17 protein-coding genes and 1 pseudogene are annotated in these 14669 nt (G+C 70.9%); 10 read left to right on the top strand and 8 right to left on the bottom strand.

Going from position 1 to position 14669, the window contains the following annotated elements:
• Positions 1 to 2 precede the first annotated feature (2 nt).
• The 7 genes from HF526_RS15635 to HF526_RS15660 all read left to right on the top strand — a co-directional run bounded on the left by HF526_RS15635 (position 3) and on the right by HF526_RS15660 (position 5050).
• Entirely contained in the window at positions 3 to 1439 is a 1437-nt protein-coding gene (locus HF526_RS15635) for a nicotinate phosphoribosyltransferase (RefSeq protein WP_338051506.1), read from the top strand.
• Between the two features lie 28 nt (positions 1440 to 1467).
• Positions 1468 to 2193: an orotidine 5'-phosphate decarboxylase / HUMPS family protein gene (locus tag HF526_RS15640; protein WP_169382170.1), complete on the top strand. Its 726-nt coding sequence runs from the start codon at positions 1468 to 1470 to the stop codon at positions 2191 to 2193.
• Positions 2194 to 2216: 23 nt separating this feature from the next.
• Positions 2217 to 2720, top strand: a complete 504-nt coding sequence (locus HF526_RS15645; protein WP_169382171.1) for a CinA family protein — start codon at positions 2217 to 2219, stop codon at positions 2718 to 2720.
• Positions 2721 to 2726: 6 nt separating this feature from the next.
• Positions 2727 to 3380, top strand: coding sequence for a haloacid dehalogenase-like hydrolase (locus HF526_RS15650; RefSeq protein WP_169382172.1), 654 nt, complete (start codon positions 2727 to 2729; stop codon positions 3378 to 3380).
• 1 nt (position 3381) lies between these two features.
• Positions 3382 to 4215 (top strand): ribose-phosphate diphosphokinase, encoded by an 834-nt coding sequence (gene prs / locus HF526_RS15655; protein ID WP_169382173.1) that lies wholly within the window; start codon positions 3382 to 3384, stop codon positions 4213 to 4215.
• Between the two features lie 3 nt (positions 4216 to 4218).
• The gene (locus HF526_RS37450) at positions 4219 to 4368 is read left to right on the top strand and encodes a putative leader peptide (protein WP_420821624.1); all 150 of its coding nucleotides are present in this window, start codon (positions 4219 to 4221) and stop codon (positions 4366 to 4368) included.
• A gap of 100 nt (positions 4369 to 4468) precedes the next feature.
• Entirely contained in the window at positions 4469 to 5050 is a 582-nt protein-coding gene (locus HF526_RS15660) for a winged helix-turn-helix domain-containing protein (protein WP_169382174.1), read from the top strand.
• Positions 5051 to 5151: 101 nt separating this feature from the next.
• On the opposite strand, the gene HF526_RS15665 is transcribed toward HF526_RS15660, so the two are convergent.
• From HF526_RS15665 to HF526_RS15680, 4 genes are all read right to left on the bottom strand, one after another.
• The gene (locus HF526_RS15665; RefSeq protein WP_211177280.1) at positions 5152 to 5553 is read right to left on the bottom strand and encodes a type II toxin-antitoxin system VapC family toxin; all 402 of its coding nucleotides are present in this window, start codon (positions 5551 to 5553) and stop codon (positions 5152 to 5154) included.
• Positions 5550 to 5828 (bottom strand): AbrB/MazE/SpoVT family DNA-binding domain-containing protein, encoded by a 279-nt coding sequence (locus HF526_RS15670; protein WP_239028733.1) that lies wholly within the window; start codon positions 5826 to 5828, stop codon positions 5550 to 5552. Before HF526_RS15670 ends, HF526_RS15665 begins: the two co-directional genes overlap by 4 nt.
• A 401-nt stretch (positions 5829 to 6229) precedes the next feature.
• Entirely contained in the window at positions 6230 to 6379 is a 150-nt protein-coding gene (locus tag HF526_RS15675) for a hypothetical protein (RefSeq protein ID WP_169382175.1), read from the bottom strand.
• 90 nt (positions 6380 to 6469) lie between these two features.
• The gene (locus HF526_RS15680) at positions 6470 to 8176 is read right to left on the bottom strand and encodes an alpha-keto acid decarboxylase family protein (protein WP_169382176.1); all 1707 of its coding nucleotides are present in this window, start codon (positions 8174 to 8176) and stop codon (positions 6470 to 6472) included.
• 210 nt (positions 8177 to 8386) lie between these two features.
• Between HF526_RS15680 and HF526_RS15685 the strand changes: the two are divergent.
• The 3 genes and pseudogenes from HF526_RS15685 to HF526_RS15695 form a co-directional block, all read left to right on the top strand.
• Positions 8387 to 8849 (top strand): annotated as a pseudogene (locus HF526_RS15685) (IS5 family transposase); the annotation flags it as partial.
• 96 nt (positions 8850 to 8945) lie between these two features.
• Positions 8946 to 9521: a hypothetical protein gene (locus HF526_RS15690; RefSeq protein ID WP_169382178.1), complete on the top strand. Its 576-nt coding sequence runs from the start codon at positions 8946 to 8948 to the stop codon at positions 9519 to 9521.
• A gap of 332 nt (positions 9522 to 9853) precedes the next feature.
• Positions 9854 to 10528 carry a GntR family transcriptional regulator gene (locus HF526_RS15695; protein ID WP_169382179.1) on the top strand — a complete coding sequence of 225 codons (675 nt, stop codon included), beginning with the start codon at positions 9854 to 9856 and terminating at the stop codon, positions 10526 to 10528.
• 44 nt (positions 10529 to 10572) lie between these two features.
• On the opposite strand, the gene HF526_RS15700 is transcribed toward HF526_RS15695, so the two are convergent.
• From HF526_RS15700 to HF526_RS15715, 4 genes are read right to left on the bottom strand one after another with little or no spacing between them, the layout of a single operon-like run.
• Entirely contained in the window at positions 10573 to 11418 is an 846-nt protein-coding gene (locus HF526_RS15700) for an oxygen-binding di-iron domain-containing protein (RefSeq protein WP_169382180.1), read from the bottom strand.
• 43 nt (positions 11419 to 11461) lie between these two features.
• Positions 11462 to 12970 carry an AMP-binding protein gene (locus HF526_RS15705; RefSeq protein ID WP_211177281.1) on the bottom strand — a complete coding sequence of 503 codons (1509 nt, stop codon included), beginning with the start codon at positions 12968 to 12970 and terminating at the stop codon, positions 11462 to 11464.
• 11 nt (positions 12971 to 12981) lie between these two features.
• Positions 12982 to 13362, bottom strand: a complete 381-nt coding sequence (locus tag HF526_RS15710) for a nuclear transport factor 2 family protein (protein WP_169382181.1) — start codon at positions 13360 to 13362, stop codon at positions 12982 to 12984.
• 11 nt (positions 13363 to 13373) lie between these two features.
• Positions 13374 to 14582 carry an acyl-CoA dehydrogenase family protein gene (locus tag HF526_RS15715; RefSeq protein ID WP_169382182.1) on the bottom strand — a complete coding sequence of 403 codons (1209 nt, stop codon included), beginning with the start codon at positions 14580 to 14582 and terminating at the stop codon, positions 13374 to 13376.
• Positions 14583 to 14669 lie beyond the last annotated feature (87 nt).

Here is a 14669-nt window from a genome sequence, read left to right on the forward strand (position 1 = left end):
TCATCCTCAACACCGACAGCTACAAGCATTCGCACCACGTGCTGTATCCGCCGGGCACCGAGTACGTGTCGAGCTACATCGAGTCCCGCGGTGGCCCCTATCCCGCTCACCTGTTCGTCGGGTTGCAGGCCTTCATCAAGGAGTACCTGCTCAAGCCGATCACGCTGGAGGACATCGACGAGGCCGAGGTCGTCACCCGGCAGCACCGGCTCCCGTTCAACCGGGACGGCTGGCTGGGCGTCCTGAACGACTACGACGGGTATCTGCCGCTGGAGATCGAGGCGGTGCCCGAGGGCACCGTGCTGCCGATCCGCAACGCGCTCGTGCAGATCATCAACACCGACCCGAAGTACTTCTGGCTCACCAGCTTCGTCGAGACCCCGCTGCTGCGGTCGGTGTGGTACCCGACGTCGGTCGGCACGCTGAGCTGGCTGTCGAAGCAGATCATCAAGCAGGCCCTGGACAAGACCTCCGACCATCCCGAGATCATCCGCGACCTGCTGCACGACTACGGCGCCCGCGGGGTGAGCTCGCAGCAGTCGGCGGCGCTGGGTGGGCTCGCGCACCTGGTGAACTTCGAGCAGACCGACACGATCTCCGGTTCGCTCGCCGCGCAGCGCTACTACAACGCGGTCGCGCCCGGCGCGTCCGGGCCGAACTCCGAGCACTCGACGATGACGGCGTGGGGTCGGGAGAACGAGGCCCAGGCCTACGCGAACGCGATCCACAAGTACCGCGGCTGGCCGGCCATCGTCATTGTGGCCGACTCCTACGACCTCGACAACGCGGTGCACAACATCTTCGGCCGAGAGCTCAAGGACCTGGTCGACAACCAGACCGGGACGGTGTTCGTGCGGCCTGACTCCGGGGAGCCGGTGACGGTCGTCGCGGACACCATCGAGGGGCTGATCGAGCATTACGGCTACGTCGAGAACAGCAAGGGCTACAAGGTGCTGCCCGACCGGATCCGGGTCTGCCAGGGCGACGGCATCACCCTCGACAGCCTGCGCGCGATCTACGAGGAGCTCGATCGCCGCAAGCTTGCCGCCGACAACGTCTACTTCGGCATGGGTGGCGGCCTGCTGCAGCACATCAACCGGGACTCGCTGCATTTCGCACAGAAGGCCAACGCCGTGCAGATCAGCGGTGAGTGGGTCGACATCTGGAAGAGCCCGAACGGGGTCGACCTCAAGGCGTCCAAGCGCGGCCGGCTCGCGGTCCGGCAGGTCGACGGCCGCTACGAGACGGTGTCGAAGGACTCGGTCCCGGCCGAGGAGAACCTGCTCCAGCCGGTCTACCGCAACGGGAAGCTGCTCAGGCGCTGGGACTTCCTCGAGCTCGTCGAGCGCAGCGAGCGGACGGTCCCTGAGGAGTACTACGCGTCCGTCATCGCCCCGCGCCCTCAGTCCGCCGCATCGCTGCCGATCGCGGGGGCATAGCCGATCGCACCGGGACAGGAATCCACACATGACATCAGAACCGACCCATGGGGTCATCCCCGCCCTCGACGTCCCTCACCTCGACGACGTGCTGCGCCTGGTCGAGGCGACCACCGGCATCGACGGCGTCGTCGGCTACAAGGTCAGCCAAGCCACGGTGCTGGAGATCGGGCTGGTCGCCGCGGTGAAGGCGCTGCGCACGGTCACCGCGCACCCGTTGTACTACGACCACCAGAAGGCCGGGCTCGACGTCCCGTCGAACGGGCCCGCGTTCGCAGCCGCCGTCGCGGCGGCCGGCGTCGACGGGGTGATCGTCTTTCCGATCGCCGGGCCGACCGCGGTGCGCCGGTTCGTGGGCGGGGCGCTGAACCACGGCGTGCGGCCGATCGTCGGCGCTTCGTTACCGCTGCCCGACTTCGCGATCTCCGGTGGTGGCTGGGTCGCTGACGATGTGCTGCCGCGCGTCGCGGAACTGGCGCTTGCCGAGGGCGCTCGCGACGTCATCGTTCCCGCCCACGACCCGGAGCAGGTCGCCGCAGTGACCGCCGCCCTCACCGACCGCGAGCCCGACCTGACGTTCTTCCTGCCCGGGATCGGTGCACTGGGCGGCGCCATTCCGGAGGCCTTCCGAGCGGTGCGCGGCCCGCGGGCGCACGCGATCGTCGGGCGCGCGATCTACGCCGATCCCGATCCCGCCGAGGCCACCCGCCGGCTGGCCGGCGAAGCGCTCGCGTTCAGCGCCGCCACCCCTTGAGCCACCGACCCGAGGAGCAGACCATGTCCGAACTGTTCGACCGAGAGTTGCTGGAGCATGCCGCGGAGGTGCTGCGCCGGGCCGCGCAACTCGGAGTACGCGTCGCCACCGCCGAGACGGTGACCGGCGGGCTCGTCGCGGCCGCGCTGACCTCTGTGTCCGGGGCGTCCGCGGTGTTCGAGCGCGGCTTCGTCCTCTACCACAGCTCCGCCAAGGCCGTCGGGCTCGGCGTCGATCCGGAGGTCTCCGCCGAGCACGGCGCCGTCAGCGCCGCGGTGACCGAGGGCCTGGCCACCGGGATCATCGACAATTCCACCGCCGACGCCGGAGTGGCACTCACCGGGTACGCCGGGCCCACCGGCGGCAACGAGCGTGACCCGGTCGGTACCGTCTACACCTCCGCGCTGCGCCGCGGCGGCAAGGTCGTCACCGAACGCCACGTCTTCGACGGCGACCGCGCCGAGGTGAAGCTGCAGGCCGTCGAGGTGGCCCTGCGCCTGCTGGGTGACCAGCTCCGGGAGCCGTGACCCGGCGTGACGGCGCTGCACCTGTTCGACATGGACGGCACACTGCTGCGCGGCAGCAGCGCGAGCCTCGAGCTGGGGCGCCGGATCGGGCGGCTCGCCGAGATCGAGGGGTTCGAGGTCGCCTCGGCGACCGGTTTGATGGACAACCTCGGTTTCGCGCGGGCGTGCCATCCGATCTGGCAGACGATCACCGAGTCCGACATCGACGCGGCGTTCCACGGCGCGCCCTGGATGGAGGGCGTGGCGCAGGTGTGGGCTGACATCGCCGCCCGCGGCGAATACTCGGCGGTGATCTCGATGTCGCCGCTGTTCTTCGTCCGGCGGCTGCTCGGCTGGGGGGTCGGTACGGCGCACGCCACCGACATCACGGTCGGCGGGCCGTTGGACCCGGCGCTGGTGCTGACCACGCAGTCGAAGGTGACCATCGCGCACGAACTGCTGGCACGCTACGAACTGTCACCCGACGACTGCGTGGCCTACGGCGACTCGCGCTCGGACACCGCGCTGTTCCGGGCGCTGCGGCACACCGTCGCGGTCAACGGCGACGCGGAGATCCGGGCCCTCGCGCGCGTGACCTACGAAGGCACCGACCTGCGGGCCGCCTACCGTCGGGCCCGGACGCTGCTGGCGGCCCGTACCTCGGACGAGGAGGCGGGGTGAGATGAGCACCGGATCGAGCACCGCGACGATCGCCGGCACACCCTCGAGGCGACGGCGGGTGATGCTTGTCGGCGGCCGCAGCTACCCCGAGCAGGTCGCCGAACACCTGGACGTCGCGATCACACCGCAGTCGGTGCACGACCTCGCCAACGGCGAGATCGTCATCCGTTTCGAGGAGCCGGTGCGCGGGGCCGACGTGTTCGTCGTGCAGTCGGTCGGTCCGGCACCGACCAAGAGCCTGGCCGAGACGCTGATCATGGTCGACACGCACGCCGACCAGATCCAGGGTTTCTTCGACGGGCCGGTGGACCACCTGCTGGCCCAGTCGCTTCTCGCCGACCACATCGTGGCGAGCCATTCTGGCCGCGACGTCACCGTCGTCTCTCCGGACGCCGGCCGGGTGCGACCGGCGGAGAAGCGGGCTGACCACCTCGGGGGCGTGCCGCTGGCCTTCATCCACAAGGCCCGCGACCCGAAGGTGCTGCCCAACCAGGTCGTCGCGCACCGCGTCGTCGGCGACGTCGAAGGCAGGCTGTGTGTGCTCGTCGACGACATGATCGACACGGCCGGGACGACCACCGGCGCCGTGCAACAGCTGTTCGCCGCAGGCGCCGGCCACGTGGTCGTCGCCGCGCCGCACGGGGTGCTCTCCGACCCCGCCGCCGAGCGGCTGTTCCGCTGCGGCGCCTGCGAGGTCGTCGTGACCAACACCCTCGAGGTGCCCGACGACCGGTGGTCCCCCCGATTGACAGTGCTGTCCATCGCACCGCTGATCGAACGAGCCATCCAGCAGATCATCGAGGACGGCTCTTTGACCTCGTCGTTCGAGCGCTGACCCGTGCCCCACCTCGAAACGCAGGGCTCGGCACCGGCGCCGGGCCGCCGGTCGTCTCGGCGGCGGGCCACCGGCGACCACCCGACCTCGCCGAACCTGACATCGCGGCGCCACGTCGACCTACATCGTTCCGCCAGCGCGCTGTGTCACTGACCCGTCCCGCACCCCGGCCCCATCCCGCACCAGCAGGGCGAGCCGCGGTGCGGGGCGGCCGTCGCCGTATCAGGACACCACCGCGCCCGGAGATTCCGCTGTGCCCATCGACGACACCCACCCGACCACGACCCCCGCGGCACCGCCCGCGCTGCAGATCCGGCTCCTGATCGAGGTCGAAGTGGCCACCACCAACAACCCGGCCACCACGACCCGCATCGCCGAGGCCGTCGACACCGCCATGAGTGGCCTACTTGGCAGCATCCCCGACGTCCGCGCCGCTACGGTGACCGCGCTCGGCGCACTGCACCTTGCGGCCCCGGCCCGCGGGGTGTTCGACCTGCGCAACCAGGAACTTGCGGTCGACGGTTCCGCGACCCGGTTGACCCCACGCGAGTCGGCGGTGCTCACCTACCTGGTCAAACGACCCAACGCTGCAGTCTCCCGGGAGGAGTTGCGCGACGCCGTCGACGACACCGACGGCTCGCTCGGCCCGCGGGCCGTCGATGTGATCCTCTCTCGGCTGCGCGCGAAGCTGCCCTGGATGCCACCCCCGCTGACCACCGTGCGCGGCATCGGCTACCGCTACGAACCGTCGGCGCAGTTTGTCGTCCTCGGCGACACCCCGGCCGGCACGGCGCTGCCATGGACTCCGATCAGCCCAGGCCCAGCCCCGCGATGAAGGCCTGCAGCAGCATCGCGCTGTCCACCTGCTCCTTCGACGGCCTCACAGACTCTGTGATCGGCAGAGGCGTGGGCCGATCAGGCGGCTTCTCGTAACGGTCAGCGGATCACCTGGACGGTGATGTCGTCCAGGTCGAGGCCGGCCCAGGCGGTGTCCGCGGTGACCGCCGGCCACTGCAGGCGGGCGCCCAGGGCGAGGCAGCAGCGGTCGCCGAGGGACAGCCCGGCCGCCCGGGTGCGGGCCCAGAGTTGGGCGGCGGTGACCGCGTCGGCCGCGGTGACCGGTTCGACCCGGAGCCCGAGGGTGCGCAGCCGGGTGGTGGCCCGGTCGGCGTCGACGCCGTGCTGGGCCAGTTTCTGCCAGGTCTCCGACCAGTTCGCCGCGGAGATCACCGCGGTGCCCAGCAGCGGGTGCACGGCCTCGGCGCCGGGCTCGGCGCGCAGCCAGGCCAGCACCGCGGAGGCGTCCAGCACCGCCGGCTGCCCGGCGGCGGCGGTCACGCCTGGTCCTCGCGGGCCGCCTCGGCGCGCCGGTCGGCGAGCAGCTCGTCGACCACCGAGCCCTCGCCGGTCCAGGCGGCGGCGACGTCGCGGCGCAGCCGCTCGGCGAGCTGCTCGCGGGTCTCCAGGACCACCCGGCCGTCCTCCACGTACACCACCAGGGGCACCCCGGCCTCGATGCCGGCGGCCCGGCGGATCTGCGCCGGGATGGTCACCCGGCCCTGCTCGTTGACGGTCAGATCGGCGCTCGGCGCATCTGCTGCGTTGCCAGCCATGAGTCGAGTCTAGTGACACATCAGACAGTCATGTGGCACATCTCGTCAAGGCTCGCCGAATGGGATGCAGTAGCGCCACCTCTCTGGGTCTGTCGTCCCGGTACCGAGGGTCCAGTCAAGGCCAACCGAGCCCGAAACCTCCGAGTTAGAGGAGCCTCAGCCACTGCCAACAAAACGGGATTTCGTTGGTGTCGCCGGTCCCCGACCGGGCTTCGGGGCTATGGGAGACAGTTCCCAAGCGACGGTCGTCCCTTGCTACCCGGATACGTGGGAAGGCGGGAGCGGAGTGGGCACGTCGCTGAGGTGACGAGACCCGGGAGGCCCCGGCCCTCACGGGCGGGAGGTCCGGCCGGAAGGGCCCATGCTGCTGCCTCGGTCCCCTGCACCGGCCCGTGGTGACGTCAGCTGGGAGCCGTGGCCGAGGACGGGCAGCAGGTGGAGAAGCCGCGGACCGTACGAGAGCGGGTGTAGGCGGCGAAGATGAACCCGGAGCGGTTCGAGTCGATGGTGGCCGCGGGCCGGGTGTGGCTGGACCGGGTGCTGGCTGACAAGGCCTACTCGTCCCGGGCCGACCGCGCCTATCCATGCCGTACCGCTCTCTCAACAGCCCCTGGCGTCCCGCCGGCCTTGGCCGGCCTCGCTCAGAGCTGGATGCCGGGCCGGTGCTGGGGCCCGCGGGGACCGTAGTCGACCTCCGCCATTTTATGGCCGGAGGCGAGGGCGGCCGGCGGGACGTCGTACTTGTCCATGATCGCCTCGATGAAGATCATGCCGTCGTGCGGAACTGCCAGCGCGGCCTGAAGTTCGGCCGCGGTCTTCACGACGAATGTCCGGGCGTTCGTCCCCGGGTGCAGGACCTTCGGCAAGTCGGCGTAGGACCAGTTGGCAATGTCGTTGAACTTGCCGTCCTTGCCGCAGATGGTGCGCTCGATCGTGTAGCCGCCGTTGTTGATCAGGAAGATGATCGGCTTGAGGTCGTGCCGCAGCATCGTCGACACCTCCTGCGCCGTGAGCTGGAAGGACCCGTCTCCCACCAACAGCAGGTGGCGGCGGTCCGGCGCGGCCAGCATCGTGCCGAGGACCGATCCCACCGTGTAGCCGATCGAGCCCCAGACGGCCTGCGTGACGAAGGTGCAGCCCGGCGGGAGGTGCAGTCCCCAGCCGCCCGCTTCGGAGGTGCCGTCCTCGGCGATGATGACGTCGCCCTCGCGGACGAAGCCCTGGACCAGGTCCCAGTATGCGTTCTGCTCGAGCGGACCGGACGGCACCGCCACCTCCGATGCCGGCACCGCCGAATACGTCCGGGGGGATGCCGGCTGCTCCCTGGAAGAGACGCTGTCGGCGACCCGGCGAAGCAGTTCCTTCAGGTAGACGGCCTGGTAATTGTCGGGGCCGATGTCGACGGCGTCACCACGGGCGTCGATCCGTTCCGTGGGAAGCGCGTCGGAGAAACCGCCGGACGTCGTGTCCACCCGCCGCACCCCGATCGCCAGCAAGCAGTCGCTGTCCTCCACCGCCTTCCGCACCTCGGGCGCGCTGCCGGCCCCGACGTAGAGGCCGAGGAAGTACGGGCAGGTCTCGTCGATGACCCCCTTGACGGTGTTGATGGCGGCGATCGGCACCTGCAGCTTGCCGGCTAGTTCCTGCAGCTCATCGGCCACGCCGTAGCGGTCCGCGGCGATGTCGACGAGGATCGCGGGCGAGCGCGCCCTGGTCAGCCGGGTGACGATCTCGTCGGTGCACGTGCTCAGCCGTTCGGTGTCGCTCGGTGGCATCACCAGGTCCAGCGGCTCCGCCGGGACCTCGACATCGAGGTAGGCGATGTCGGAAGGCAGTTCCATGTAGACCGGCCGCTTGCGCTGCCAGGCGGTGAGGATGAGCCGGTCGATCTCGGCTACGGCGTTCTGCGGCGTCAGCCTGGTCTGCGCCACCGTGAACGGGGTGTACGCCTTCAGGACGGCGTCGTAGTCGGTATCGGCGGACGTGTGGTGCATCAGCAGGTTCCGGTCCAGCGCCTTCAGCGGAAGCGACCCGCAGACGGTGACGATGGGGACGTACTCGCTGTAGGCGCCGGCGACACCGTTGATGGCGCTCAGCGCCCCGACGCCGTTGGTCACGACGAGTGTCGAGAGCCCGCTGATCCGTGCGTACCCGTCGGCCGCGTAGGCAGCGTTCAGCTCATTGCAGTTGCCCACCCACGTGAACTCGTTGTCCTCCTCCATCTGCACCAGGAACTCGAGGTTGAAGTCGCCGGCGACTCCGAACAGGTGCGGGGTGCCCACTTCCCGCAACCGCCGCAGCAGGAAATCCCCGATCGTCATCGTCGAACGGGTGGTCTTCGATGGCATCGTGTTGTCCCCTTCTGAACCAGTTCACGCGCCCGTCGGAGCGACCACAGGCCGTCACACGCCAGTCGTCAGGCTGGCTCGCCGGGCCGTAACGCCACCGTAGGCACGCGCAGGGCCACGACCAATCAGTAGAACGACCCAAGACCTGGTCTCATGACCTGGCGTGTCGGTACGTGACCTGCACGCCTTGATCGTTGATCTTCATCCGGCGTGGCGGTACGCAAGCAGCAGCGGTTGATCGGGGATCGGCTCCGGGAGCTGATCGAGCCGTTGATCCCACCCCGTCCTGCGGCCCGGGTGGGCGCCCGCGCATCGACGACCGGGCCGCGCTGGAGGGGATCCTGTTCGTGCTGCACACCGGCTGCCGGTGGCGCGACCTGCCCCCGCAGCTGGGCTGCGGCTCCGGGCACACCGCGTGGCGTCGGCTGCGGGAGTGGGAGGCCGCCGGGGTCTGGGACCGGCTGCACCGGCGGGTGCTCGACGAGCTGCCCGAGGCCGAGCTGCTGGACTGGTCCCGCGCCTGCATCGACGCGGTGTCGGTGCGGGCGAAAAGGGGGGCAAGCTGACCGGCCGCAACCCGACCGACCGGGGCAAGGCCAGCAGCAAGTACCACCTGCTCTGCGACGCCGACGGGATGCCGCTGTGCGCGCGGATCTCCACAGCGAACCCGCACGCACTGCACGGCCTGGGCCCCCGGAGCCGACACCGAGCGCCCCGACCCGGGCCAGCACCGGCCGCCACCGAACGAACGACAGGAGGGAGCAGGGGCATGACCATCGTGACGAGCGCCGGGCCGCGGGCGGCCCGGCGCGCCCGCCGGTGCCGGTCGATCGGCCCCGGTGCGGCCCCTGGGCTGTTGCGGATGCCGACCCCTGAGCGCCGCATCCACGAGGGCCGCGCGGTCATCAACCGCGCCGAGCTCATGCGGCAGCTGCAGATCGGCGAATCCACCGCCGAGCGCTGGTACCGGGAGCGGGCCGAGAACGGCCACCCCGAGCCGGTGCACCGCGAGGGCCGGCGGCTGTACTGGGACGAGGACGAGGACGAGGACGAGGCGGTGGCCCGGGCGCAGGAGCGGGAGGCGGCGAAGAAGGCCACGCTCACCCCGGTCGATCGCAGCGCCGAGCCGGACGAGTTGGTCGACGCCGAGGAGGCCGCCCGGATCCTGGGCTACGCCAGCCCGCGGACGATCACCAGCTATCTCGCCCGCAACGTGGGCTACTTCCCCGACCCCGACGACGTCGAGGGACGGCGCTGGCACCGGCGCACGCTGTGGGCGTTCGCCGACCGGCGCTCCCGGCCCGGCCGCGCCGGCCACGCCAACACCCGGTCCGACCAGCGCTAACCGCCGCGCCCGGGACGAGACCATGTCACTGACCAGTCAGCTCGCCCGGGGAGACCTCGGCCGATGGTTCGCCCGCACGATGCCCGGCACGACGGCCGTGGCCGCCGAGGTGGCACACGCCGCCGCGCGGGTGCGTCCGGTCCGCCCGCAAGCCGGGGCCGTGCTCGGGGACCGGCATTGGGCCGACGTCGGGGGCGCGTTCGGCGCCCGATTGGGCGCGCTGGTACAGGCCGCCCCGCCCTGCCACGGGCTGTATCCCGTCGCGGCTCCGGGCCGCAGGCGACCGCTTAAAGTGCTCAGAACCAGGCAGAAGTGATCAGTGAAGGGGCCCGATGGCGCGCGCGGCGGATATGGCCTACCAGGCCATTCAACACGGCATCGCCACGGGGGACTTTCCGCCCGGTAGTTGGATCCGCGAACCCGAGGTCGCCGCTCGGTCCGGGGTCAGTAGGACGCCCGTACGGGAGGCGCTGCGTCGGCTCGACGCCGAGGGCATCGTCGAGCTCGTTCCCAACCGCGGCGCGCAGGTCATCGGGTGGACGGCCCAGGACCTGGACGACATCTTCGACCTTCGAATGATGCTCGAGGGCTACGCGATCCGCCGGGCCGTCGAGGCACCACGGGTCGCCATAGACCTACCGGCCCTGGAATCGCTGTGCTCGGAGATGGAACGGCTGCTCGCCGAGGGCGGCCCGGCCAACTGCAAGCGGATCAGTGAGCTCGCCGTTCAGTTCCACAGCGACTTGCACCAGGTGGCCGGCAACCGGCAGCTGATAAGCATCCTGCCGGGCCTCAACCGGGTCCCGCTGGTGCGTGCGGCCAACCAACAGCGCACGCACGATCAGCTCGTCCGGAGTCTGGCCCAGCATCGGGAGATGCTCGAGGCGATCGCCGCCGGCGATGCGGAGTGGGCCGAGGCAGTCATGCGCGCGCACGTACGTGCCGGGCGTACGGCCATGCAAAGAGGCACGGGCGTTGCTCGTGCCGATTCTCCGCCCGGTTCGTGAGTTCTGGACCGCCTGAGGGTCCGCCGTCGCCGCCGTGCCGTTGCCTATTCCCCGCCCATCGCCGCGAGCATCATGTCGAGGACGGCCTGGTCGGGGCAGGGCGGCGGCTCGGCCCCGGCGAGGCGGCCGATCATGTCGAAGGCCTGCGCGACCCGCGGTCCGTCGATCACCGGGCTGTGTCCGGAGATGATCGTGGACATACCGTGGCTCTGCACCTCCTGCACGCACGCCGCGTAGCGGGTGGCGTCGACCATGCTCAGCCACGGCGACAGCGCGTGGATGCCGAACATGACCATGCCACCCCACCACGCCTCGGGGTCGACGTCCGCGATGGTGTCGACCGGTGTGATGCCCGGCCCGCCGGGCACCGGCGCGGCGAACGCGTCGGCCGCCCAGTAGACGCCGGTCGAGGAGTCGAACAGGCCGCGGGTGGCGGGGGAGTCGTAGACCGGGGGCCGCAGCGCCACCAGGGTGCGGTCGTCGGCGTCGAAGGACTGGCCGTCGTTGACCCAGCGGCACCGCTCCAGCGGGAAGTCGTAGGCGTTGGCGAACCGCTCCACCAGCGTCCAGCTGCACACCAGCCGAGCGTTGGGACAGGCGTCCATCACCTGGCTGAGGTTGCCGGTGTGGTCGGAGTCGTCGTGGGTCAGGAAGACCCAGCGCACGTCCTCGGGCTCCACCAGGCCGAACACGTCCTGCAGCCACTGGTCGCGGTTGCGCGCGCTGCCGGTGTCGACGATGACCGGCTCGGCGCCCTGGATGACGGCCGAGTTGAGATACACCGACAGCGGTGCGCCGAGGGCATGCTGGACGTCCTGGATGAGGAAGGTGCCCGGCGCGATCTTTTTCGGCTGCTGGTGCACGGTGGGAACAGCGTCGAGGAGTGCCATGGTCGTCTCGCTTCTGCGTCGGAGCTGCTTCGGACGTGCCGGGTCAGGTGCGCGCGGGGGCCTCGAGGTCGGACTCCGCGGCGGTGCGCTCCGTGGGGAGCTCCTTCTTCGCGATCTTCTGCGTCTCGGTGAGCGGCCAGGACTCGACGAACTCGAGGAAGCGGGGCCGTTTGTAGGGCGGCAGCCGCTCCGCGCACCAGTCCCGCAGTTCCTCCGCGCTCACCTGCTCGCCGGGGCGCACCATGACGAACGCCTTCACGTCCTCCTCGGTGAGCGGCGATGGCACGCCGATCACCGCGCTGGACGAGACGGCCGGGTGGGCGTCGAGGACGACCTCGACGTCGGCGGGCGACAGGTTCTCCCCCCGGCGGCGGATCAGCTCCTTGACCCGGCCGGCGAAGTAGAGGTTGCCCGCCTCGTCGGCGCGGGCCAGGTCACCGGTGTGCAGCCAGCCGTCGCGCAGCACCGCGGCTGACTCCTCCGGCATGCCGAAGTAGCCCGGTGTGGTGGCGGGGTTGCGCAGCAGGAGCTCGCCGGCCTCGCCCGTCGCGACGTCGTCGCCGGTGGCCGGGTCGACGATCCTGGCGCTGTTGATCTCCCCGAGCCGCGGGTGCTGGCGGGGCCGGCCCATGGAGCCGTACGCGATCGGCTCGTCGACGGGCGAGATCAGCCCGTACGGCGACTCGGACAGCGCGTAGCCGATCACCAGCCGGAAGCCGAAGCGCTGCTCGATCTCCTCGTGCCGCTCTCGGTGCGGTGCGGGCGCGGAGTAGCAGTAGCGCAGCCGGTGGTCGCGTTCGACCGGTGACGGGTCGCGGGTCATGAGGATCTCGACCATGGCGCCGATCGCGTTGAACACCGTGGCGCCGGTGTCGCGCACGGTCTCCCAGAAGGTGCTCGCCGAGAAGTGCGGCAGCAGCACGAGGCGGGCGCCGCAGCCGTAGGACCCGAGCGTGGAGTACGCCTGCGCGTTGAGGTGCGACAGCGGCAGCGTCGTGAGCAGCACGTCGTCGGCGGTGAGGCGGAGCCAGTACGGGTAGCCCTCGGCGGCCATCGTGTACATGCCGTGGGTCTCGATGATGAACTTCGGCCGACCGGTGCTGCCCGAGCTCTGGATGTAGGACGCGGGCTGGTCGGGCGTGCACACCGCGGGCTCGGCCGGCTCGCCGGTGCAGATGCCGGCGACGTCCACCCTGGTCACCGACGCGGGCACCGGGGTGCCCGCCGGGGCCACGACGAGGCGCGCCCCGGTCTCCTCGACGACCGCGGCGAGCTCGGATGCCGCCGCCTTCGGGTTGACGGCGACGCTGACCGCGCCGGTCAGCACCACCCCCAGCCAGGCCCGGACGAAGTCGAGCCCGTTGGGCAGGACGATCACCACGTGGTCGCCCGGCGCCACCCCGAGCGCCCGCAGCCCTCCCACGCAGCGGCGGGCGTCGGCGTACATCTCCGCGCGGGTCGACTCGCCGTCGGGCGTGTGGCACCACGGCTCGTCCGGCCACCGCTGCGCGCCCTGGGCGAGGAACTCGGAGAAGGTCAGGATGTCGGCCACGGGCGCGCTCCTCAGGTTGCGAAGACGGGGGTGGTGTCGACGGTGATCCGCTGCTCGCGGCACCGCCCGTCCTCGGCGAAGACGAAGAAGCAGCCGCCGCGGACGGTCACCTCCTTGCCGTCCTTGCGGGTGTAGACGACGTCGCACTCGAAGGCGATCAGGTCGTCCTCGAGCTGCCACGCCTGGTGCAGGACGTGGCGGATCGCGTCGACGCTGCCGAGCAGCCCGGTCAGCGCTTCCCGGATCCCGTCGCGGCCCTCGATCGGGTCGGCGTTGGCGAAGACCATCCGGGCGTCCTCGGTGAACATCGCCATGTACGCGTCGGTCTCGCCGGCGTCGATGGCGCGGTAGTAGTCGCGGAGCCAGGCCTGGTTCTTCTCGGTCGCATGCATGAGGGACTCCTTCAGAGCAGGGGGGAGTTGGGCGCCAGGCCGGCGAGCGCGCGGCCGTGGAACTCCAGGCCGGTGGTGGGCGACATGATCGCGTGCACCTTCAGGGCGGCCGCGTCCCGCGCGAGCCGCTGCATCGGGGAGCTCTTGTGGATCGCCGACGCCCCGGACGCGGCGCGCAGGATCTCGACGGCCTCGGCGTACAGCTCGGTGGCGTAGGCGACCTGACCCCAGAGCTGGGCGTGCTCGCCGTCGGCGTACGGGGTGTCCTCGGCGGCGTGGCGGTCGACGATGTCGGCCACCTCGAACGTCAGGGCGTCGGCGGCGCGGATCCGCAGCGCGGCCTCGGCGGCCTGGTGGTGCCGGATCGGCGCCTGGCTCTGGTCGCCGTAGGTGGTGTAGGTGATCGGGCGCCCCTGCAGGCGGCCCAGGAAGTGGTCCAGCGCCGCGCGGGCCACGCCGGGGAAGCCGAGCGAACCGGTGGTGAGGATCGTCGAGATGATCGGGGTGCGGTAGAGCGGGGTGCCGGCGTTGAGCTCGGACCGGAACCTCCCCTGCTGGGCGTCGCCGAAGTGCATCATCCGATCGCCGGGAACATGGATGTCCTCGCCGAGCACCGTGTTGCTGCCGGTGCCGCACAGCCCGCTGACCTGCCAGTCGTCGACGATGGTCATGCCCTCGTAGGGCACGAGGAACATGCCGAAGCCGGGGGCGTCGGACTCGGGGTCGATCACCGCGCTGCGGATGGCGTAGCGCGCGTGCGCGCACCCGGTGTTGAACGGCCAGCGGCCGGACAGCCGGTAGCCGCCCTCGCCGTCGGAGATCGCGACCGTGCCGCCGAGCGGGAACGACACGGTGATCCGCACGTCCGGGTCCGCGAAGATCTCGTCCTGCACGTGGTCGGGCAGGAGCGAGGCGAACAGTGTGCCGTCGCTCCACAGCCCGGACACCCACGCGGTGGACGAGCAGCCCTTGCCGAGCTCGCTGTACACCTCGACCTTGGTGCGGGTGTCGGCCTCGTAGCCGCCGTACCGGCGAGGGAGCGTCAGCCGGAGCAGGCCAGCCTCCTCCAGTGCCCGGACGTTGTCCACGGGCAACTTGCCCTCCTGCTCGCAGCGCTCGGAGTTGCTGCGCAGGAACGGGACCAGCTCGGCCGCGCGGGCGACGAGCTCCTCGCGGGTGGGCACGTCCGTCGAGGTCGGATCGTCGATCGTCGAAGTCACGGAGGGTCCTCCTCGTCCGGGCACGGCGGGCCGGCTCAGGGCCCCGCGCGAGGCGGGGCCCGAGCTGCGGGCCGTCGTGAGGGTGGG

Origin of the sequence: Pseudonocardia acidicola, from assembly GCF_012911935.1 — a bacterium.
In the GTDB taxonomy this organism is placed as follows: domain Bacteria; phylum Actinomycetota; class Actinomycetes; order Mycobacteriales; family Pseudonocardiaceae; genus Pseudonocardia; species Pseudonocardia acidicola.

Bases quoted from the DNA above. Each gene is read 5' to 3' on its own strand.
- HF526_RS15640 (WP_169382170.1), top strand. From the start codon at position 1,468: ATGACATCAGAACCGACCCATGGGGTCATCCCCGCCCTCGACGTCCCT.
- HF526_RS15645 (WP_169382171.1), top strand. From the start codon at position 2,217: ATGTCCGAACTGTTCGACCGAGAGTTGCTGGAGCATGCCGCGGAGGTG.
- prs (WP_169382173.1), top strand. From the start codon at position 3,382: ATGAGCACCGGATCGAGCACCGCGACGATCGCCGGCACACCCTCGAGG.
- HF526_RS15670 (WP_239028733.1), bottom strand. From the start codon at position 5,828: ATGGCTGGCAACGCAGCAGATGCGCCGAGCGCCGATCTGACCGTCAAC.
- HF526_RS15680 (WP_169382176.1), bottom strand. From the start codon at position 8,176: ATGCCATCGAAGACCACCCGTTCGACGATGACGATCGGGGATTTCCTG.
- HF526_RS15690 (WP_169382178.1), top strand. From the start codon at position 8,946: ATGACCATCGTGACGAGCGCCGGGCCGCGGGCGGCCCGGCGCGCCCGC.
- HF526_RS15695 (WP_169382179.1), top strand. From the start codon at position 9,854: ATGGCGCGCGCGGCGGATATGGCCTACCAGGCCATTCAACACGGCATC.
- HF526_RS15700 (WP_169382180.1), bottom strand. From the start codon at position 11,418: ATGGCACTCCTCGACGCTGTTCCCACCGTGCACCAGCAGCCGAAAAAG.
- HF526_RS15710 (WP_169382181.1), bottom strand. From the start codon at position 13,362: ATGCATGCGACCGAGAAGAACCAGGCCTGGCTCCGCGACTACTACCGC.